The 19,974-nt window shown below is 66.7% G+C and carries 23 protein-coding genes and 1 pseudogene; 8 read left to right on the top strand and 16 right to left on the bottom strand.

Annotation, left to right across the window (positions count from 1 at the left end; genetic code table 11):
• Positions 1-4: 4 nt before the first annotated feature.
• The 4 genes from ACW179_RS01960 to ACW179_RS01945 are packed head-to-tail and all read right to left on the bottom strand — an operon-like array spanning position 5 to position 2,647.
• Positions 5-742, bottom strand: coding sequence for a TVP38/TMEM64 family protein (locus ACW179_RS01960; protein WP_492062435.1), 738 nt, complete (start codon positions 740-742; stop codon positions 5-7).
• Positions 739-1,797: a quinone-dependent dihydroorotate dehydrogenase gene (locus ACW179_RS01955; RefSeq protein WP_492062433.1), complete on the bottom strand. Its 1,059-nt coding sequence runs from the start codon at positions 1,795-1,797 to the stop codon at positions 739-741. Before ACW179_RS01955 ends, ACW179_RS01960 begins: the two co-directional genes overlap by 4 nt.
• Complete coding sequence (locus ACW179_RS01950) at positions 1,794-2,138, bottom strand: DUF952 domain-containing protein (RefSeq protein WP_492062431.1); 345 nt, start codon at positions 2,136-2,138, stop codon at positions 1,794-1,796. Before ACW179_RS01950 ends, ACW179_RS01955 begins: the two co-directional genes overlap by 4 nt.
• Positions 2,135-2,647 carry a SixA phosphatase family protein gene (locus ACW179_RS01945; protein ID WP_492062427.1) on the bottom strand — a complete coding sequence of 171 codons (513 nt, stop codon included), beginning with the start codon at positions 2,645-2,647 and terminating at the stop codon, positions 2,135-2,137. The genes ACW179_RS01950 and ACW179_RS01945 overlap by 4 nt, the downstream gene beginning before the upstream one ends.
• A 78-nt stretch (positions 2,648-2,725) precedes the next feature.
• On the opposite strand from ACW179_RS01945, the gene metX reads away from it, so the two are divergent.
• Genes metX through ACW179_RS01930 form a run of 3 tightly spaced genes read left to right on the top strand, consistent with a single transcriptional unit; the run spans position 2,726 to position 5,348 of the window.
• Complete coding sequence (metX, locus tag ACW179_RS01940) at positions 2,726-3,880, top strand: homoserine O-acetyltransferase MetX (protein ID WP_492062424.1); 1,155 nt, start codon at positions 2,726-2,728, stop codon at positions 3,878-3,880.
• A 2-nt stretch (positions 3,881-3,882) separates the two neighbouring features.
• A complete protein-coding gene (metW, locus tag ACW179_RS01935) occupies positions 3,883-4,554 on the top strand; it encodes a methionine biosynthesis protein MetW (protein ID WP_492064240.1) in 672 nt (223 codons plus the stop codon).
• Positions 4,551-5,348, top strand: coding sequence for an endonuclease/exonuclease/phosphatase family protein (locus ACW179_RS01930; RefSeq protein WP_492062421.1), 798 nt, complete (start codon positions 4,551-4,553; stop codon positions 5,346-5,348). Before metW ends, ACW179_RS01930 begins: the two co-directional genes overlap by 4 nt.
• Here ACW179_RS01930 and ACW179_RS01925 read toward each other — a convergent pair.
• The 3 genes from ACW179_RS01925 to ACW179_RS01915 form a co-directional block, all read right to left on the bottom strand.
• Positions 5,284-6,795, bottom strand: a complete 1,512-nt coding sequence (locus tag ACW179_RS01925; RefSeq protein WP_492062419.1) for a phospholipase D-like domain-containing protein — start codon at positions 6,793-6,795, stop codon at positions 5,284-5,286. The genes ACW179_RS01930 and ACW179_RS01925 overlap by 65 nt on opposite strands.
• 97 nt (positions 6,796-6,892) lie before the next feature.
• The gene (locus ACW179_RS01920) at positions 6,893-7,237 is read right to left on the bottom strand and encodes a P-II family nitrogen regulator (protein WP_492062417.1); all 345 of its coding nucleotides are present in this window, start codon (positions 7,235-7,237) and stop codon (positions 6,893-6,895) included.
• Between the two features lie 27 nt (positions 7,238-7,264).
• Positions 7,265-8,086 (bottom strand): class I SAM-dependent methyltransferase, encoded by an 822-nt coding sequence (locus ACW179_RS01915; RefSeq protein WP_492062415.1) that lies wholly within the window; start codon positions 8,084-8,086, stop codon positions 7,265-7,267.
• Positions 8,087-8,167: 81 nt separating this feature from the next.
• On the opposite strand from ACW179_RS01915, the gene gloB reads away from it, so the two are divergent.
• The 3 genes from gloB (at position 8,168) to ACW179_RS01900 (ending at position 9,920) form a co-directional block, all read left to right on the top strand.
• Entirely contained in the window at positions 8,168-8,914 is a 747-nt protein-coding gene (gene gloB / locus ACW179_RS01910; RefSeq protein ID WP_492062413.1) for a hydroxyacylglutathione hydrolase, read from the top strand.
• Positions 8,911-9,378, top strand: coding sequence for a cupin domain-containing protein (locus tag ACW179_RS01905; RefSeq protein WP_492062411.1), 468 nt, complete (start codon positions 8,911-8,913; stop codon positions 9,376-9,378). The genes gloB and ACW179_RS01905 overlap by 4 nt, the downstream gene beginning before the upstream one ends.
• Before the next feature lie 101 nt (positions 9,379-9,479).
• Positions 9,480-9,920 (top strand): hypothetical protein, encoded by a 441-nt coding sequence (locus ACW179_RS01900; protein WP_492062408.1) that lies wholly within the window; start codon positions 9,480-9,482, stop codon positions 9,918-9,920.
• A gap of 202 nt (positions 9,921-10,122) precedes the next feature.
• Here ACW179_RS01900 and ACW179_RS01895 read toward each other — a convergent pair whose 3' ends face one another.
• The 3 genes from ACW179_RS01895 to ACW179_RS01885 form a co-directional block, all read right to left on the bottom strand.
• On the bottom strand, positions 10,123-10,893 hold the full coding sequence (locus ACW179_RS01895; RefSeq protein WP_492062406.1) for a DUF4908 domain-containing protein: 771 nt from the start codon (positions 10,891-10,893) through the stop codon (positions 10,123-10,125).
• A gap of 314 nt (positions 10,894-11,207) precedes the next feature.
• Positions 11,208-11,933 (bottom strand): beta-ketoacyl-ACP reductase, encoded by a 726-nt coding sequence (locus ACW179_RS01890; RefSeq protein ID WP_492062404.1) that lies wholly within the window; start codon positions 11,931-11,933, stop codon positions 11,208-11,210.
• Between the two features lie 85 nt (positions 11,934-12,018).
• Positions 12,019-13,194 (bottom strand): acetyl-CoA C-acetyltransferase, encoded by a 1,176-nt coding sequence (locus ACW179_RS01885; RefSeq protein ID WP_492062402.1) that lies wholly within the window; start codon positions 13,192-13,194, stop codon positions 12,019-12,021.
• 218 nt (positions 13,195-13,412) lie between these two features.
• Between ACW179_RS01885 and phaR the strand changes: the two genes are divergently transcribed.
• Together phaR and ACW179_RS01875 are read left to right on the top strand one after the other, a co-directional pair.
• Entirely contained in the window at positions 13,413-14,099 is a 687-nt protein-coding gene (phaR, locus tag ACW179_RS01880) for a polyhydroxyalkanoate synthesis repressor PhaR (RefSeq protein WP_492062400.1), read from the top strand.
• Between the two features lie 60 nt (positions 14,100-14,159).
• Complete coding sequence (locus tag ACW179_RS01875) at positions 14,160-14,486, top strand: hypothetical protein (RefSeq protein ID WP_492062398.1); 327 nt, start codon at positions 14,160-14,162, stop codon at positions 14,484-14,486.
• Here ACW179_RS01875 and ACW179_RS01870 read toward each other — a convergent pair.
• The 6 genes and pseudogenes from ACW179_RS01870 to yidD form a co-directional block, all read right to left on the bottom strand.
• The gene (locus ACW179_RS01870; protein ID WP_492062397.1) at positions 14,483-14,794 is read right to left on the bottom strand and encodes a DNA-binding protein; all 312 of its coding nucleotides are present in this window, start codon (positions 14,792-14,794) and stop codon (positions 14,483-14,485) included. The two genes, ACW179_RS01875 and ACW179_RS01870, sit on opposite strands and share 4 nt — an antisense overlap.
• A 927-nt stretch (positions 14,795-15,721) precedes the next feature.
• Positions 15,722-15,817, bottom strand: a pseudogene (locus ACW179_RS01865) (hypothetical protein); the annotation flags it as partial.
• Between the two features lie 152 nt (positions 15,818-15,969).
• Complete coding sequence (locus ACW179_RS01860) at positions 15,970-16,590, bottom strand: hypothetical protein (protein ID WP_492062395.1); 621 nt, start codon at positions 16,588-16,590, stop codon at positions 15,970-15,972.
• A gap of 186 nt (positions 16,591-16,776) precedes the next feature.
• Positions 16,777-17,703: a glycosyltransferase family 2 protein gene (locus ACW179_RS01855; RefSeq protein WP_492062393.1), complete on the bottom strand. Its 927-nt coding sequence runs from the start codon at positions 17,701-17,703 to the stop codon at positions 16,777-16,779.
• On the bottom strand, positions 17,703-19,685 hold the full coding sequence (gene thrS / locus ACW179_RS01850) for a threonine--tRNA ligase (RefSeq protein WP_492062391.1): 1,983 nt from the start codon (positions 19,683-19,685) through the stop codon (positions 17,703-17,705). Before thrS ends, ACW179_RS01855 begins: the two co-directional genes overlap by 1 nt.
• Positions 19,682-19,936: a membrane protein insertion efficiency factor YidD gene (yidD, locus tag ACW179_RS01845; RefSeq protein WP_492062389.1), complete on the bottom strand. Its 255-nt coding sequence runs from the start codon at positions 19,934-19,936 to the stop codon at positions 19,682-19,684. The genes thrS and yidD overlap by 4 nt, the downstream gene beginning before the upstream one ends.
• Between the last annotated feature and the right edge of the window lie 38 nt (positions 19,937-19,974).

Genomic DNA, 19,974 nt, shown 5'->3' with positions numbered 1-19,974 from the left:
TGAGTTACTTCACGTCGGGGGCTTGGGCAACGCGCCCGCGCCGCCAATGGCGCCACAGCGGCGGCAGAAAGGCCAGTGCCCCCATACCGATGATGGGCAGATAGACCCTCGGCGACATCAGGGTACCTACCGAAACTGGCCCGCCCAGGGCGAAAACGTGGCCCAGACCGGCCCCGATCCCGGCATAGACGAACGAGCTGGGCATCATGCCCAGCAACGAAGCGGCCAGAAAGGTACGGAACGGTGTCGCCACCAGCCCGGCCGCCACATTGACCAGCAGCAGCGGGAAGGCGGGGATCAGCCGCAGGGTCAGGAGGTAGGAAAAGGCGTTGTCACGAAAGCCGTCCTCGACCCGCAAGAGCAGCGGGTTCTTCCAGCGCCGCAGGAAATCGCCAAAGGCGGTGCGACAGACCATGTAGACCACCGTCGAGCCGCCTGTGGCCCCGGTGACGGCCGCCGCTCCGCCCAGGAACGGGCCAAACAGATAGCCGCCCGACAGCGACAGGATCAGCGCGCCGGGCAGTGAGATCGAGACCGTCGCCACATAGACGGCCACATAGACCCCCAGGCTCAGCAGGGGCCTTTGCTGAGCGAAGGCGCGAAGGCCCTCGCCCCGGGTCCGAAGCTCTTCCAGAGAAATGTGCTCTGCCACGCCACTGGCCAGGGCCCAGACAAACAGGCCCAGCAGGGCGACGAGAGGGCCAAAGCGCCGCAGCAGCCTCAGGGCGCGCGGACGGGTCATGCGGCGCCGACCGCGTCCTCGACGCAGGCAAAGCCATCGGCGCGCAGGCGGGCGGCCAGGTCGCGCTTGATACGAACCACCAGGCCCGGGCCACCATAGACCAGGGCCGAATACAGCTGCACCGCCCGGGCCCCGGCGCGAATCTTGGCATAGGCCCCAGCCCCGTCGGCGACGCCGCCAGCGCCGATCAGGGCGGTGCGCCCGGTCGCGGCGGCGTGGAAGCGACGCAGCATGGCGGTCGAGGGTTCCAGCAGCGGCGCGCCCGACAGGCCGCCGGTCTCGGCCGCCTGGGCCGATTTCAGGGTGTCGGGGCGGGCGATGGTGGTGTTGCTGACGATGATCCCGTCCAGCCCGTTGGCGACCACGGTCTCGACAATGGCCTCAACCTCGCCGTCTTCCAGGTCGGGCGCGACCTTCAGGAAGATCGGATAGTCACTGGTCGTGCTGGTCTTCAGCATGGCCCGCGTCTCGGCCAGACGACCCAGAAGCTCCTCCAGCGCCGCCCGGGTCTGCAGGGCGCGCAGGCCGGGCGTATTTGGCGATGAGATGTTGGCGGTGAAATAGTCCGACAGTCCCCACAGGCGGGTCAGGCCGGTCACATAGTCGGCGATGCGGTCGCTGGCGTCCTTGTTGGCCCCGATATTGGCCCCGACAATCCCGGCGCTGCCGTTCCTGCCCGCCAGGCCGGCGGCGAAGGCGTCCAGGCCCTTGTTGTTGAAGCCCATGCGGTTGATCACCGCCTGGTCGTCGGTCAGGCGAAACAGGCGCGGGCGCGGATTGCCGGCCTGGGGCAGGGGGGTGACGGTGCCGCACTCGACGAAGCCGAAGCCGGCCGCCAGCATGGCGTCGGGAACCTCGGCGTCCTTGTCGAAGCCGGCGGCCAGGCCGACGCAGCTGGGCAGGGTCAGGCCCGCCAGGCTGATCGACAGCACCGGGTCGGACGGGCCGCTGTCGCGCGGACCCAGGCCCATCTTCAGCCCCTTGATCGCCATGCCGTGGGCGTCTTCGGGATCCAGCACGTGCAGGGCGCGGGCGGCGATGTCGTGCAGACTCATGCGGATAGAAGGCCCAGTTGCGGCACGCCGTCAGCGTCCAGATCGACGGCCTTGCGGCTGACGACCTCTGACACCAGAAGCGGCCTGTAGAGGTGCGGGAACAGCGCCCCGTCGCGCGAGACTTCCCACTTCAGCGCCTCGCCAAGATCGTCGGCCTCGACACCCAGCAACAGCAGGTCGGCCTGGCCGACGAACCACTTGGCCGCTGTCGCCTGGGCCTGGTCGGCGCCGGAAAAGTGGATGAAGCCATCAGCCAGATCGACGGCCGAGCCGTCAAAGCGTCTGGCAGCTTCGGCAGCCTGCCACTCTGCGCGGGATAGTATCTTGTAAATCAGGGTCATTCCGCGCCCGTTCCGCCGTGCTCGGCCGCATACAGCAGATGCTCCAGCACGGGCGGCCCGCCCGATCCGAAAGCGAAGACGGCGGTGGTCGCGGTGGGGAAGCGGCTGCGCAGCACGTTCATTTTCGCCGGCGGCGTTCCGCCCTGCACCGCCAGCCGCAGGGCCAGTTCGTGCAGGCCCGGATTGTGGCCGATCACCATGACTACGCCAGAGCCCTCGGCCTCGTCCTCCAGGGCCGTGACCACATCCTCGGGTTCGGCGTGATAGAGATCGCGGCGCACATCGACCCTGGCATCGGGAAAGGCGACCGAAATCGCCGCCCAGGTTTCGCGGGTGCGGCGGGCCGAAGAGACCAGCACAAGATCGGGCCGGGCGCCCAGACCGGCGGCCAACTGGCCCATCAGAGACGCGTCTTCGCGCCCGCGCAGCGTCAAGCCGCGTTCGAAGTCGCCGCCCGTCGCGGCGTGTCGCTCGGCCTGGCCGTGGCGCATGAGGATCAGACGGTCCATGCGCTCTCCATAGCCTCCACACGGTCGCACCGGAAGCGCGCGGTTGACACCTTCTTCGTCAAGCGGTCCAAGGCGGTCATGGCTGACGTCGATCTGGCCTCATGCGCGCTTTCTGACGGCGGAACCTGGCGGTTTCCGGCGAGCGAACCCCTGCGCCTCGATTCGGGCGGTGTCATTGAGGGGCTGGAGGTCGCCTACCAGGCCTATGGCCAACTGAACGCCGACAAATCCAACGCCGTCCTGATCTGCCATGCCCTTACCGGCGACCAGCACGTGGCTTCGCCACACCCAACGACAGGCAAACCCGGCTGGTGGCTGCGTCTGGTGGGGCCAGGCAAGCCGCTGGACCCGGCCCGGCATTTCATTATCTGCAGCAATGTGGTCGGCGGCTGCATGGGCTCGACCGGCCCGGCCTCGATCAATCCGGCGACGGGCAAGCCCTGGGGATTGTCATTCCCGGTGATCACCATCGCTGACATGGTTCGCGCCCAGGCGATGCTGGTGAAGGCCCTCGGGGTTGAGACGCTGTTCGCCGTGGTCGGCGGGTCGATGGGCGGCATGCAGGTGCAGCAGTGGGCGGTGGACTATCCTGATCGGCTGGCCAGCGCGGTGATCATTGCCTCGGCCTCGCGGCACTCTGCCCAGAACATCGCCTTCCACGAGGTGGGCCGTCAGGCGATCATGGCCGATCCCGACTGGCGCGGCGGTGCCTATGCCGATCATGGCACGCGGCCCGAAAAGGGCCTGGCCGTGGCGCGGATGGCCGCCCACATCACCTATCTGTCCGAACCGGCCCTGCAGCGGAAGTTTGGCCGCGAACTGCAACGCGATGGCCTGTCCTGGGGCTTTGACGCCGACTTCCAGGTGGAAAGCTATCTGCGCCACCAGGGGGCCAGCTTTGTCGACCGGTTCGACGCCAACAGCTATCTCTACATCACCCGGGCCATGGACTATTTCGACATCGCCGCCAGCCATGGCGGGGTGCTGGCCAATGCCTTCACCAAGGCGCGGCACATGCGCTTCTGCGTTCTCAGCTTTAGCAGCGACTGGCTTTATCCCACCGCCGAGAACCGCCACATCGTACGGGCCCTGACGGCCGCCGGCTGTCGCGTGGCCTTCGTCGAGATCGAGAGCGACAAGGGCCATGACGCCTTTTTGCTGGACGAGCCGGTGATGGACTCGGCCTTGACGGGGTTCCTGGGCTCGGTCGAGCGGGATCGGGGGCTGGCGTGATCATGACAACCCGCGAGGACTTCCGCGAAATCCTGCGCCTGGTCCGTCCCGGCTCGCGCGTTCTGGACGTAGGCTGCGGCGAGGGCGCTCTGCTGGACCTGCTGGGCCACGAAAAGCAGGTCGACGGCCGGGGCCTTGAGATCAGCGCCAGCGGCGTGGCCGCCTGTATGGCGCGGGGCCTGTCGGTGGTGCAGGGCGACGCCGACCAGGACCTGGACCACTTTCCCGACAAGACCTTCGACTACGCCATCCTGTCCCAGACCCTGCAGGCCACCCGCCAGCCGCGCCATGTGCTGGACGAACTGCTGCGGATTGCCGACCGGGCCATCGTCTCGTTCCCCAATTTCGGCCATTGGCGGGTGCGCTGGTCTTTGCTGAGCCGGGGGCGCATGCCCGAGACCAAGGCCCTGCCCATGCCCTGGTGGTCGACGCCCAACATCCATCTTTGCACCTTGGTCGACTTCCTGGCCCTTGCCGACGACCTGGGCGTGCGGATCGACGCCTGCGCCGCCTTCGCCGGTCAGGGACCGGCCCGTTCGATCGATCCGGCCAGTCCGCTCGAGAACTGGCGGGCGGAAAGCTGCCTGTTCATGCTCAGCCGCACTTCGCCCGAACCGGCGGGTCGGGCCGCCAGGGAACCTCCGCCGGTTTCAGGCGATCTGTTTGACGGATGACGCTTCGCCTGATGACCTACAACGTCCACCGCTGCGTGGGCACGGATCGCCGCCTCGACATCGAGCGCGTCGCCGAGGTCATAGCCGCCGAAAGTCCTGACGTTGTAGCCTTGCAGGAGCTGGATGTCGGCCGGGTGCGAACCCGGCGCGAGGACCAGGCCCACCGGCTGGCCGAACTGCTGAAGATGAGCTTCCACTTCCACCCGGCCATGACCGTGGAAGAAGAGCTCTATGGCGATGCCATTCTGACCGCGCTGCCCGAGCGGCGGATCAAGGCTGAGGGCCTGCCGCTGTATCGCCGCATCCCGGGGCTGGAGCCGCGCGGCGCCCTGTGGATCGAGGTGATGGTCGGCGACACGCCGGTGCAGATCATCAATACCCACCTTGGCCTGGTGCCGCAGGAGCAGAAGCGGCAGGCGGCAGCCCTGCTGGGCGAGCGCTGGATGGCCTCGGACCAGTGGACCGCGCCCGGCATACTGCTGGGCGACTTCAACGCTACCCCCTATTCGGCCACCTACCGGATGCTGCGGGCCGCCCTGCGCGACGCCCAGATCCAGGGCGGCGGGCCGCTTCGGGCGGCCACGGCGACCTTTCCCTCGAGCTTTCCCTTCATGCGTATCGACCATGTCTTCCTGACCAAGGGCCTGGAGACGGTCGCTGTGCGCTCGCCTTATGACAGTCGGGCACGTGTCGCTTCAGATCACCTGCCGCTGGTGGTCGACCTGGCGCTCAGGGCTGAAGGTGATCCGGCAGGGCCGGGGGCGGCTTTGTCAGGCGCAGCAGATCCTGCCTGAGTCGGGCGCGGCGGCCCCAGGGGCGCCAGGCGTCGTCCGGTGAGAGGGCGTCGCCCAGGTTCCAGTCGGCGATGAACTGTTGAACGCCGGTCAGACGGCGCGTGTGCACGGGTTGGAGGCGGCGCGGCAGCCCGTCCTTGCGGTCCAGCGCGTCTATCGCCGCAGCCAGCCCGCCCTCCTGTTCCATCGCGATCAGGACATCCAGCGACTCGCGGGCCAGGAAATGGCCGATCAGCCGGGCGAGGAAGGCGCGGATCACCTCACGGCTTAACTCGTCCCTGCCCTCGAAGGCCAGGTCGCATTCGGTGTCCAGGCCGATGGAGCGGTTGTTGAGGTTGGCCGAGCCGACCCGCAGCATGGTGTCGTCCATGATCGCCACCTTGGAGTGGACGATGATCGGCCCGCCCCTGGGCGTATGGGCGCTGAAGGCCGAGAATCGCCCGTGGACGTCGATCTCGCGCAGACGGTTGATCGCCGAGGTGCGGGCGCTGTCCATGGTGATCTGGTCGAAATAGCTGGGGCTGCGGGCGGGTCCGACCGTCACCACCTCGGGCCCGTCCGGCTCGGCCAGGCGCTCGGCCAGGGCTTCGACGATGATCGGCGACGTCAGGTACTGGTTCTCCAGATAGATCAGCCGCCTGGCCATCCGTATGCCGGCCAGGTGCAGCATCAGGCTTTCGACGATCTCGGGACGGCCCTTCCACGCGGCCTGGGTGCGGGCAATGGCCACCTCGACGCGCCGCAGGTCAGGCAGCAGGTCCTCTGGCCAGGGGTCGTCGTCGGGGCGTTCCGGCATTGTCAGGGCCTCGCCGGTGGCATTGCGCCAGCGGTCGATGAACATCTCGCCCAGGGCCCGGGCGGCGCGACCATCGACCAGCATGGCCACCTCGTGTCGGGGCGGATAGCGGCGGCCGGTGGGCAGGCGGCGGCGGGGATCGTTGTCGAGATGCTCGCAGGTGTCCCAGCGGTCCACCCCGATATCGCCGCCGCTGAGCAGGGCGGCCACGCCGTCGATCACCACCACCTTCTGGTGATGGCAGGCCGAGGCCGGCAGTGTGTTGTCCATCCGGTACTTGACCCGCGAGCCGGCGAAGAAGGCCGCGCCCCGCTGGGGGCCAAACATCTGGGCCGCCGCGATGGGGAAAGGCATGTCCCAGGTCAGGATGCGCACGTCCAGGGCCGGGTTCAGGGCCGCCTGGCGACGCAGGATCAGGCCGATGCGGTCGGCGTGCTCGGGATCGCGGCTCTTGCGCACGCGGTCGGGGTCCAGCCGGGTCAGGGGATCGAACACCCAGGCCAGGATCCAGATCGAGCGCTTGGCCGCCAGCAGTAGCGGCTTCAGCGCATCGAAGGTCTCGTCGTTGTCGATGAACAGGGCCAGCCTGTCGGCGGTTTCGACCCGCCAGCAGTTCTGATCCGGCCGAAACTCGGAAGGACGCTCGCCCATGACGCTCCTATCGCGGTGAACTGCGACAACGCGCGAAGCCTTGCCATGGCTCCGCGACGTTTCGAGGGCGTACCGGTGTGTCGGGTTCGACGGGCGATCAGCCCGCGATGGCGGCGGCGTCGCGCTCGCCGGTGCGGATACGCAGGGCCTGTTCCAGGTCCATGACGAACACCTTGCCGTCGCCGATCTTGCCGGTGTTGGCGGTGCGCTGCAGGGCCTCGACCACCGATTCGACCACGTCGGCCGGCACGGCGATTTCCAGCTTCACCTTGGGCAGCAGCTTCACTTCGTATTCGGCCCCGCGATAGACCTCGGTCTTGCCCTTTTGCCGGCCATAGCCGCGTACCTCTGTGACGGTCAGGCCGGAGGCTCCGGCCTCCGTGACCGCTTCGAGAACCGCGTCCAGCCGGCTGGGCTTGATGATGGCGACGATCATTTTCATGGCGCGGCTCCCGCAGCGAAACAGAGTTTACGAACCCAAGCTAGGCTTTGAACGCGAAGGCTCCAAGTGCGATCCGCGCGGATTGGTCGAAGGCGCCTTTCCGACAGGCGCCGTCCGGGCGGCGGCGGACCCCGCTGGCGTCGGAGCCAGGACGCCCGGGGCGAACACCCGGGCGCGGGCCCGATGGCCGCGCGGCTTGACCGCGAAGGTCTGCTTGATGGCTTCCATCAGGATCAGCCCGGCGAAGCGCGGCCACAGACGCGCGCCGACCTGTTCGAATCCTTCGGCCCAGCCGGCGGCCATGGCCATGGGCGGGGCGTAGAGGGCGCGGGTCCAGCCGGCGGGTTCCAGGTCAGCATCGCGGATCAGCCGCTCCAGCTGGCTGCGGCTGAAGGGGCGGCCGTGGCCAAAGGGGGTGCTCTCTGCGCCCGCCCAGACCCCGTCGCGCGAGGCCACGGCCACGATCAGCCGGCCGGTGGGAGCCATGACGCGCCCGATCTCGGCCAGGACGGCGGCGGGATCGTCAGCCTCTTCCAGGGCGTGGACGGCCAGAACCCGGTCGAACATGGCGTTGGGCAGGGGCAGGGCGGTCTCTTCGACCAGGCAGGTCTGATTGCGCCCGCCATAGGGCCAGATCTCAACCCCCTGGGTGGCGGGCATGGCGGCCACCACCCGCCGGGCCTTGGGACGGGCCGAGTCGAGGAAGGGTGTGGCATAGCCCAGACCCAGCACGTCCAGGCCGCGCGTATCGCCCCACGCCTCGTCGATCTTGCGGGCCAGCATCAGCCGCGCCGCGCGCCCCAGGGGGGTGGCGTAGAAGGCTCTGAGATCGAGCACGTCGCGACGCATTGAGTCTCCAGGGCGGCCAGTTCATTTATGTAGGCGTTGGCGTGGCCCGCGTCACCGCCCTCCGCAACAGCAAGGCCGTCCATGTCGCTGACCGTTCACCAGTTCCCCTGCCTGTCCGATAACTATGGCTTTCTCGTGCGCGATGACGCCACGGGCAAGACCGCGACCATCGACACGCCCGACGCCGACGCCATCCTGGCGGAACTGGACAAGCTGGGCTGGACGCTGGACCTGATCCTCAACACCCACTGGCACCCTGATCACGCCGGCGGCAACGCGGCGATCAAGGCTGCCACCGGCGCCGCCATCGTGGGCCCGCAGGAGGTGACCCGCATCGCGCCGCTGGACCGAGCGGTGGTCGAGGGCGACGTGGTGGAACTGGGCGAAACCCGCCTTGGCGTCATCGACACCGGCGGGCACACCCTGGGCCATATCGCTTTCTACGACGCCGCCGACGCCGTCGCCTTCGTCGGCGACACCCTGTTTGCCCTGGGCTGCGGCCGGCTGTTCGAGGGCACAGCCGAGCAGATGTGGACCTCCCTGGCCAAGTTGACCGCCCTGCCGGACGCCACCACTGTCTATTGCGCCCATGAATACACCGCCTCCAACGCCCGCTTTGCCCTGTCGGTGGATGAGGACCCCGCCGTGAAGGCCCGCGCCGACCAGGTGTTCGCGGCCCGTGAGCGGGGCGAGCCGACGGTGCCGACGTCCATCGGGCTGGAAAAGACGACCAATCCTTTCCTGCGCGCGCCGCTGCTGCGCCCCGGCCTGGAGCCGGCCGAGGCCTTCGCGCAGATCCGCGCCGCCAAGGACGGGTTCAAGGGATGAGCGGCACCGGCACACCCCTCGGCATTTCCGGCGACCTGGGCGCCCGCGAGATCATCCGCATGCTCGATCTGCAGCCCCATCCCGAGGGCGGCTGGTATCGACGGACCTTCGAGGACGCGGCCGGTGTCGACGGCCGCCCGGCCTCGACGGCGATCTACTATTTGCTCGAAGCCGAGCAGATGTCGGCCTGGCACCGGGTGGATGCGGTCGAGATCTGGCACTATCACGCCGGTGCGCCGATCTCCCTGACGCTGTCGCCGCCCGACGGCAGGGGCGCGACCGCCCATGTGCTGGGTCCCGACCTGCGGGCCGGCTGCCGGCCCCAGGTGGTGGTGCCGACCCTGTGGTGGCAGACTGCCGTCAGCCTGGGCGCCTGGACCCTGGTCGGCTGCACCGTCGCCCCGGGCTTTCGGTTCGAGGGCTTCGAGCTGGCCCCGCCCGATTGGCACCCCAGCCTGACCTGATCTGCCGCAATAAACCGAAACGATTTGGCGCGCGCGTCATGCAATCCTTTTCACATTCGCCGGGTGGAACTATGTTCGGCGAAGGGGGCTCAGGATTCTCGATGTCGGACGACTACCAGGACGCGCGTGCCGCTGCACGCAGCGCCACGGACTACATTCTGCGATGGGTTGAGATCGCCAACGATGTTCATGGCGTGGACATCATTTACTCGCTGGTGTTCACCACGCTTTGGGCGGGCAATGTCTCGCACCTGCGCGGCAAGATCTATGCCGGTGTGGATGACGTCCCGCCCGACGACGAGCGGCGTCCGATCACCATCCGTCAGGTCGCCGATTCGCTGGGCCTGCCCTACGAAACCGTGCGCCGCCGGGTGGTCGAGATGCTTGAGCGCGGCATGGCCCGCAAGGTGGGGCGCGAGGGCTTCATTGTTCCGGCCGAAGCGCTGGCGCGGCCCGACGTGGTCAACAGCCTCAAACGCTCGCACGCCAGCCTGTTGCGGTTCCTCAAGGAACTGAAGAGCCTGGGTATCGAGGCGACCTGACAAGCTGCCGCTGCGCCACTTCGCGCCGGTCTCCGGGCAGCGGGGAAGATCGGCGTTGGAGAAGGTTCCGGGAAGGAACATCACGCTCCTAGAGCCCTTTCCGACCTGATGGCTTCATCAGGGTCGGGCGAAAAGGGCTCTAAATCAAAAGTTTAGAGCATTTTTCGATCCGATAACCGTTTCACACTTATCGGAAAATGCTCTAGCGATTGACGATCTTGACGATCCGCTTTGACGAAGGCCGCCCCGCGACGCCCTGACCGGGAGTGTAGGTGATGATCAGCGTCCCGTTGCGCAGGGTGGCGCCGGGGCTTTCGCCTTCGGCGAGAACGACCCGCATGATCCGGGCCAGAGTCGCGCGGTCCCCCTTGCGGGCGATGCGCTCGAACGCTTCGGCGGTGATGGTCGCAGCCTCGGCGATCAGAACCGAGGTTTCAGGTCGGGCTTCTTGCGACTCAAACGGCACCTGGCGCTGAGCCGCGCGACTGGCGCGCAGGCTGGCCTGGCCCATGCGCTGATAGAGGGCGATGGGCGAGAGCACCGATGGCGGCTGGATTGAGCTGGCCCTGCCGGCAAGGGACGCAGCGTCGCCCATCGGGTTGTCTTCGGTGAAGAGGGTCATTCCCCCCAGCTTGGTCGCCCGCAGGACCGGCTCGCCCATCTCGTTGCGGTAGATCACATCGCCGCGTGGGGCGGGCTGCGACGACAGGACCCAGACCTCGGGACTGCCGTCAAACTTCAGCAGGGCCTGGCTGGTGGCGCGATCCAGCACGAAGGCATAGCCGCTTTCGGAGACGTATCGGGCCACCAGGGGTGGGGGGGGGCGGTGCGAGGTGGAGAGGTTGCGATGGCCCAGCAGGGCGTCGCGCAGCGACTGGGCCGCTTGCTGGGCGCTGGCCGTCGCCGGCGCAAACGTGAGTGCGGCGGTCATCGCGAGGGCAATACGCACCCCCAGACCTGTAGTCTCCGCCATCGAACTCTTCATGCGACCCGTCATGCCCGCCGAGTGGGGCGATTCTTGGACGGCTTTGGCCACATCGTCGCCGTGTCCGCCGGACGCCCCCGCGTTGAAGGCGTTTCACGACGAAACACCCGGCGCGTCAACTGTCACAATGACGGCCCGGGCGAAGATCCCCGCCCGGGCCGTGCTGTCGTATCGCGCTAGAGCCCTTTCCGACCTGATGGCTTCATCAGGGTCGGGCGAAAAGGGCTCTAAATCACAAGTTTAGAGCATTTTTCGATCCGATAACCGTTTCACACTTATCGGAAAATGCTCCAGGTCGCCGATCAGGCGGCCATGTATTGCCCACCGTTCAGGGTCAGGGTGGCACCGGTCACGAAGCCCGCGCGCTCTCCGGCCAGGAACGAGACCATGTCGGCGATCTCCTCACCCTTGCCCAGGCGACCCACGGGGATGCCGGCGATGATGCCGGCCAGCACGTTTTCCGGCACGGCGGCGACCATCTCGGTGTCGATATAGCCGGGGCAGATCACATTGACCGTCACGCCCTTCTTGGCGTTTTCGAGCGCCAGGGCCTTGGTGAAGCCGATCAGGCCCGCCTTGGCGGCGGAATAGTTGGTCTGGCCCATCTGGCCCTTCTGGCCGTTGATCGAGCTGATATTGACGATCCGGCCCCAGTTGCGCTCCCGCATGCCCTCGATGACCGGGCGGGTCATGTTGAAGGCGCTATCCATGTTCACGCGGATGACTTCCGACCACTGCTCGTAGGTCATCTTGTGCAGCATGCCGTCGCGGGTAATGCCGGCGTTGTTGACCAGCACGTCGATGGGGCCAAGCTCGGCCTCGACCTTCTTTACGGCGGCGGCGCAGTCGTCGAACGAGCCGACATTGCCCTTCACCACCATCACGCCCAGCTCCTTGGCGCAGGCGGCGGCGGCTTCTTCATTGCCCGAATAGCCGGCGGCGACCTTCATGCCGTCCGCCACCAGGCGTTCACAGATCGCCCGCCCGATGCCGCGGGTGCCGCCGGTCACGAATGCAACTCTCGTCATGTATCTCTCCCAGGTTCTTCTTATGGTTCTCGCGACCGACGCGCCGGGGCAAGCGCCCGGCGCGTCGTCATCGGCGATTGTGTGTTCAGACCGCTTCGACGCACATGGCCACGCCCATGCCGCCGCCGATGCACAAGGTGGCCAGACCCTTCTTGGCACCCGAGCGCTGCATCTCGTGCAGCAGGGTGGTCAGGATCCGCGCGCCGGAAGCACCGATCGGGTGGCCGATGGCGATGGCGCCGCCGTTGACGTTGACCTTTGTGGTGTCCAGTCCAAGCTCGCGAACGACGCACAGCGACTGGGCGGCGAAGGCTTCGTTGCTTTCGACCAGATCCAGGTCGGCGACGGTCCAGCCGGCCTTTTCGAGGGCCTTCTTGCTGGCCGGGATCGGGCCGGTGCCCATGATCTCGGGCTCGACGCCGGCATTGGCCCACGAGGCGATGCGGGCCAGGGGCTTGAGGCCCCGGGCCTTGGCTTCGTCGGCGCTCATCAGCACCAGGGCGGCGGCGCCGTCATTGAGGCCCGAGGCGTTGGCGGCGGTGACCGAGCCGTCCTTGGTGAAGGCCGGACGCAGACCGGAAATGGCGTCGATGGTCACGCCCTGACGGATGAACTCGTCCTTGTCGACGATGGTGTCGCCCTTGCGACCCTTGATGGTGACAGGCGCGATCTCGGCGTCGAACTTGCCGGCCTTTTGCGCGGCCTCGGCCTTGTTCTGGCTGGCCACGGCGAAGGCGTCCTGGTCGCCGCGGGTGATCTGCCAGCGATTGGCGATGTTCTCGGCGGTCTGGCCCATGTGATAGCCGTGGAAGGCGTCCCACAGGCCGTCCTTGATCATGGTGTCGACGAAGGTCAGGTCGCCCATCTTCTGGCCGTTGCGCAGCTGCTGGGCGTGCGGGGCCTGGCTCATGCTCTCCTGGCCGCCGGCGATGACGATCTTGGCGTCGCCGGCCGCGATCTGCTGGGCCGCCAGGGCCACGGCGCGCAGGCCAGAGCCGCACAGCTGGTTGAGGCTCCAGGCGGGGCTGCCCACGGGGATGCCGGCCTTGACGGCGGCCTGGCGGGCGGGGCCCTGGCCGGCGGCGGCCTGCAGCACCTGGCCCAGGATCACTTCGTCGACGTCGGCGGGCGTGATGCCGGCCCGGGCGATGGCCGCCTCGATGGCGATCTTGCCGAGCTCTGATGCGGGCAGGCTGGACAGCGCCCCGTTGAAGGAGCCGACCGGGGTGCGGGCGGCGGAAACGATGACGATGTCGCTCATGGCGAGTCTCCCGTGACGATCTAACGTGACGCCTTCGCAGGTGCGGCGCCCGTGCTTTTGCAGTGCAGCAGCACCATGCATAACCGAACCGCGTTCGTCACGATCACATTTTCACGCCTTGTGACGACCTCCAAGTGTTCTGACCACTGGCGTCCTGCCTTTGCATTCGCGATAGTGCGGTGCGAAAAGCGGGCGACACCGCTGTCCCAGGGAACGAAATGTCCGAGAATCCTGAAAAAGGCGAAACCACAGCCGGTGCCGAAAAGGCCGCCGGCCAGCGCGTGATCATCAAGAAATACGCCAACCGTCGCCTCTACAACACAGCGTCCAGCTCCTATGTGACCCTTGATCACCTGTCGGACATGGTGAAGGAGGGCGTCGACTTCGTGGTCTATGACGCCAAGTCCAATGACGACATCACCCGATCGGTCCTGACCCAGATCATCTTCGAAGAAGAAAATCGGGGCGGGGGGCAGAACCTGCTGCCCATCCAGTTCCTGCGCCAGCTGATCGGCTTCTACGGCAATTCCATGCAGGCCTTCCTGCCCAGCTATCTGGAAATGTCGCTGGAGAGCTTCACCAAGCAGCAGGAACGGATGCGCACCCAGTTCGCCGGCGTCACGCCGGGCCTGACGGCGGCCAAGCTGCCGGTGGGCATCGGCGTCTATGAGGAGCAGGTCCGTCAGAACATGGCGCTGTTCGATCGGGCCATGAAAATGTTCTCGCCCTTTGCCTATGCCCGGCCCGAGGACGCCGCCGCCCACGCCGCCCAGGCCGCAGCGCCCGGGGGGCAGGCCCCCGAAGCGCCCCCCGCTCCGCAGCCCAGCGAGGATTCCCTGGCCGACCTGAAGCGTCAGCTGGAAGCCATGCAGGCGCAGATCGAGAAGCTGGCCACCAAGCCTTAACGGGCGGGAAACCATGCCGGACCATCCGTTCTTAACGATCCCGGCCCTAGGCTCGGGATCATGAACGGCCCTATCGATCCCCTTCGGCGCGCAGCCCAGACGCGCCGGGCGCTGACGGCGCCCCGGGCTTCCGACCGCCCCGAGGCGGCCGAAGAGGAGGTCGTCTATGTCCGCGACGAACAGGCGACCTCGCCGCCCGAGCCGCCGCGCCGGGAGTCCTATCTGGCCTTCGCCGCCCACCTGATGGGCCAGAGCGGCCAGAAGCGGGGTCTGCGCGGTGGGCAGGAAGTGCTCGACTCGGCGCGTTCGACCTATCTCGGGACAGAATATTCCGGCCAGGCTGACCGGCGCCGCAAATCGGGCGGCCTGAACAAGACCGAAATCTAGTCGCCTTCGCGACAAAGCCGCGCCTCCAGCGCCGCCACGCGCGCCTCCAGGTTCGCGATCCTGTCGTCCCTCGCATCGTGCGCCTTTTGCGCTGTTCGCACCCCGGCCCGTAAGGCCGCTTCGGCGGGGGTGACGCCCAGAAGTTCAGCAAAAGCCGTCAGTTCCGCCGCGCTCAGCTCGCGCTGGTCCTTGAACGCTAGGTCAAGCGCGGTGAGATCCATCCCGGCGACGGCGGCCAGCACGGCCCGGTCCAGGCCCCGCTGCGCCAGCTGCGCCTCGTACCAGTCCCTGTCGAAGAACAACGCCATCAGTGGGCCGAGCCTCCGCAGTCGTGTTGGCGCCAGTCTTGCTTAATCGAAGGTGAACTCATCGCCGACGAGGGCTCCATGCTGTCCGCCGCCATCCGCTTCTTCGACATCGCCGTGGTCACCCTGATCTTCACCGCCCTGACCTGAGCGGGCAAGCCCCGTCGACTCGGGGCGCGTGTTGACCGCCTCACGCGGCTGGGCCGCTGAGGGTGTGGGAAGGGCTGCGGAGCGCCCGGGCCTCGCCCGGATGTAGGTTAGTCGTGAATACCGTTTCGACGAAGACGAGCGCTCCGCGTGGTCGTTCTTTCAGAGGCGTGCAGCGCTTGAGCCTTGTTTGGGCCTCGCCGCCTTGAAGCCTCCGACGGGCGGACCGGGGCGCGACCCCGTTCCGGACTGCCGGCTCTCCCGAACCGGCCTGCTGCTCGCCCGACCCCTGACGTGACGTCGTTTTAGTGTTCCACGGCCGACCGCCGCCAGACACGAAAGGGTTGGCGGTTCTGACCCGCCATCGTTTGAGCTTCCCGCTCGACCACCCCGGACAGCCGCAACGGTCGCTGGCCTTGCGCCCTTCCCGTGCTGTCCGGTGGCATCAGTATGGGGGTGGTTTTGAGCGCGTCTGACGGCGCGATGCGAGATTTTTGCAGGGCGTTGATTGGGTTGGGGTTCGTTGGCGATACGCCGGGGATGGAGCGCGCTGGATCCCCGTAAATCCTCCCCCTGAAGGGGGAGGCGGCCGTCAGGCCGGAGGGGGAAGACCGCACCGAGTCAGCAGCCACTACCCCCTCCGTCGCCCCCGTCTTCGCGGGAGCGACACCTCCCCCTTCGGGGGGAGGATCTTTTGCGCCCGCCCCACCGGCGGCAGCCCGCCTTCAATCCCACAGCGAGAGCTGTCGAGGCTGAGCGGACGTTCATCGTCCCTCTCCTTTAGGGAGAGGGCGGGGCCCGCCGCGAAGCGGTGGGAGGGTGAGGGGTTACGAGGCTTGACGGCGTGCCGGCACGCCGTCGAACGCCGTAACCCCTCACCCCAACCCTCTCCCTATGGGAGAGGGAGCTTCATCCGCCTTCGAACCCGAACAGAACTTCACACTGTCTGCTTTCCGGCCCGGCGCCCAAGGTCTGGTTTCTGGCAGGGTCTTATATTCGTGACTCGACCCAAGTCGGAGCTTAGTCCGGCATCACCCGGCGTCGTGCAGTTGCAAGGCTTCCTGCTTAGCTTTCACCAGAATGGGTTCCATGGGGTCAACGCCGAACCGCTCGCAAAAGGCGGAAATTCGGCTGACGCCTTCCTCTAGGTCTCCGGTCGCCAATTGCAACATTCCCCAGGCAAGGTCAGCCTGTACATAGTTGGCTAAGCCAAAGCGACGAAACTTCATTTTCGCTCTCTGTTGGAAGAACTCGCGCAAGTCATTGAGCGTGTTGATCCGAGCGAAATCCCGCGAAGCGTGTTCTCTTACATTGCGAGCAATCTTTTTGATGCCATCGGCTCGGACATCGGAAGTGAAGGAGCACCATTTGGGTACATTCCCTTCGACGTCGATGGGGTCGATGCAAAGATCTAACGCCGCTGCTTTTTCCGTGCGCTTCCAAGATAGGCGCTTGCCTTGAAGTCGTGGAACGAAGTCGACTGAGAAGCCCCACCGCGCGGAATACTGAGCGCCTTTCAGCGCTTCGAACTCAAGGATCTTGCGGATTCCTCTATGCGGTTCACTGACCCAACGCCTGTCGGCGATGCGCCGTAGACCTTCTGGTGCGGCATCCTGGAGAGCCAAAATGACTTCTTCCGAAAATGCCGCCATCGATCCCAACGCCGTTGCCCATTCTCGAAGACAGCATGAGCGAGGCCTGAAAACCACCCATGGCGCACCTTAAGGTCCTACAACCACCCAACACCGCCCCTCACAACGTCCGCTTCCCGGCCGTAAATCCAGAGACTACGCCCGCGCCCATCGCTCCAGCGCACCGCCCCGAAGCGCCGCCCGGCCCTAGATCGGCCGGCCGGTCAGCTTCCACAGCAGGGGCCGCGAGATGCTCATCAGCAGGATGGCCGGGGCCAGGATCACGGCGATGGCGTAGCGCCCCAGGGTGTCGGCGCGCTTGATGAAGTAGCGCGACAGGCCCACGCCCTTGTGGAACTCGACCTTGACCGGGTGTTCCAGGCTGGTGTGGCCCAGATGCACGACCTGGGCCTTGGGCTGGAAGATCACCTGGCCGCCGGCCTGGCGGGCCCGCCAGCACAGGTCGATGTCTTCGACGTGCAGGAAATAGCCCTCGTCGAAGCCGTCCAGCGCCTCGAAGTCGCGGCGGCGCAGGGCGAAGCAGGCGCCCGAGATGGTCGGCATCGGCACGGGCGAGCGGGGCAAGGGCTCGTGCTCGCGGTGGATCTCGAACCCGGCCAGCTTGGGATAGCGCTGGGTCAGGTGGCCAAAGCTGAGCAGGGTGGTGACCGGCGTCACCTCGCCCCGGCGGCCGCCGCGCTGCTCGCTGCCGTCGATGTTCATCACCCGCGCCCCGACCACGGTGGGGGTCGACTGGCCGCGAAAGGCGGTGACCAGGGCGGCGATGCAGCCCGGCTGCAGGTTGGCGTCGGGATTGAGGAAGATGATGTATTCGCCGCGCGCCGTCTGGGCGCCCATATTGGCCCCGCGCGCGAAACCGACATTGCCGTGGCCCTGTTCCAGGATCACGCGCGGCTCGGTCAGTCCCAGGGCCCGCAGCATCTCGGCGTCGCGCGCCGATGAGCCGTTGTCGATGATCACGAACTCATCGACCAGCGGCTCGTCCAGCACATGCTTGATGCTCTGGAGCAGCGCCTCTCCCGTCCGGTACACGACCATGACGACCGATATGTTCGGTCGTGCCGGGCGAGCGCCGGCGGCAAGGGTCGTGAAGGACGGGAGAATGCTGTTCATCAGGCCAGCGCGGCCTCCGGCGCGGCCGGGCTCAGGCCCCGGGCGCGCGCCAGATCAGGCGGCGTGGCTTCGGCAACCAGCACGCGTGCAGCCTCGTCGAGCGACAGGATGTTCTGCCCCTCGCCGCCCAGACGACGCAGGGCCACCTGCCCGGTCTCTGCTTCCTTGCGTCCGACCACTGCGATCACGGGCACCTTTGCGAGGCTGTGCTCGCGAATCTTGTAGTTGATCTTCTCATTACGCAGATCGACCTCCGCGCGCATCCCCAAGTTTGTCAATCTGGCGACGACCTCACGAGCATAATCGTCAGCATCGGAGGTGATTGTCGTCACCACAACCTGGGTCGGTGCCAACCAAAGCGGCAGATGGCCCGCAAAATTCTCGAGCAGAATGCCGATGAAGCGTTCGAACGACCCCAGGATGGCGCGATGCAACATAACTGGGCGCTTCTTGGAGCCGTCCTCGGCAACGTACTCCGCATCAAGACGTTCCGGCAGCACGAAATCAAGCTGCAGTGTGCCGCACTGCCAGACCCGGCCGATGGCGTCCTTCAGCGAGAACTCCAGCTTGGGGCCATAGAAGGCGCCCTCGCCGGGCTGATCGACCAGCCGCTCGCCGGCCGCTTCCGCCGCTGTCGCCAGGGCGTGCTCGGCCTTGTCCCAGACCTCGTCTGTTCCCGCGCGCAACTCGGGGCGCGTCGAGAACTTCACGTCGTGAAGCTGCATACCAAGGTCGTTATAGACGCTGCGCAACAGTTCGATGAAGCGGGCGCTTTCCTCGGTCACCTGTTCTTCGCGGCAGAAGATGTGGGCGTCGTCCTGGGTGAAGGCCCGCACCCGCATGATGCCGTGCATGGCGCCCGAGGGCTCATAGCGGTGGCAGGCGCCGAACTCAGCCATGCGCAGCGGCAGTTCGCGATAGCTCTTCTGGCCGATATTGAAGATCTGGATGTGGCCGGGGCAGTTCATCGGCTTGACGGCCAGGACCTCGCCCTCGGCGCTTTCGCACATGAACATGGCGTGGCCGAACTTCTCGGCGTGGCCCGACTTTTCCCACAGGCTGCGATCCAGGATCTGGGGCGTCTTGACCTCCTGATAGCCGGCCTCGTCCAGGCGGCGGCGCATATAGGCCTCCAGCGCCAGATACAGCGTCCAGCCCTTGGGGTGCCAGAAGATCATGCCCTTGCCCTCTTCCTGCAGGTGGAAGAGGTTCATGGTGCGACCCAGCTTGCGGTGGTCGCGCTTCTCGGCTTCCTCGATGCGCAGCAGATAGGCGGCCAGATCGGCCTCGGAGGCCCACGAGGTGCCATAGATGCGCTGCAGCTGGGCGTTGTTCTGGTCGCCGCGCCAGTAGGCACCGGCCAGCTTGGTCAGCTTGAAGGCCTTGCCCACCGCCTTGGTCGATGGCAGGTGAGGCCCGCGGCACAGGTCCTTCCAGCTGTCGCCCTGGTGATAGACCGTGATCGTGTCGCTGGCCGGCAGGTCACGGATGATCTGGGCCTTGTAGGCTTCGCCCATGGCGTCGAAATCGGCGATGGCGGCGTCGCGGTCGACCTCTTCGCGGCGGATCTTCTCGTCGCGGTCGACGATCTGGCGCATGCGCTCTTCGATCTTGGGCAGATCGTCCAGGCTGAACGGCTCGTCGCGGGCGAAGTCGTAATAGAAGCCGTCCTCGACATTGGGGCCGATGGTCACCTGGGTGCCGGGGAACAGCTCCTGCACCGCCTGGGCCAGCACGTGGGCGGTATCGTGACGGATCACCTCCAGCGCGTCAGGCGACTCACGCGTGACGATCTCGATCTTGCGCTCGCCGGTCAGCAGATCGTCGGTCAGCGGACGATCGAGGTCCAGCAGAACGCCGTCGATCTTGATCAGCAGCGCCTTCTTCTCCAGCGACTTGGAGATGGCGGCGGCCACGTCGCGGCCGCTGGAGCCGGCGGGATACTGGCGGGAGGAGCCGTCGGGGAAAACCAGATCGATCATTCTTCACATGTCCACTTGCGTGGCGGGTCGCGCGGCGGAGGCGGGTCGTAACCCGATCCTCCTAACGGATTGCATCGGCAAATCCGTCGCAACGCCAGCCAGGACCCCTTGGCGGGTCCGTGATCCTTGAGCGCCTGGGCCGCATACTCCGAACAGCTCGGCAGAAAGCGGCACTGACGCCCGATGAGAGGCGAGAGCGTCAACTTGTAGGCCCGCAGGCCAAGGTCGACGGTGCGTTCGTAAAAAGTCATGCCGGCGCAGTGATTGCTTCACGGAGCTTATCGCACCC

The sequence above is a fragment of the Caulobacter sp. AVps18 genome, from assembly GCF_058681425.1.
This window is presented reverse-complemented; position numbering and strand designations above follow the sequence as displayed.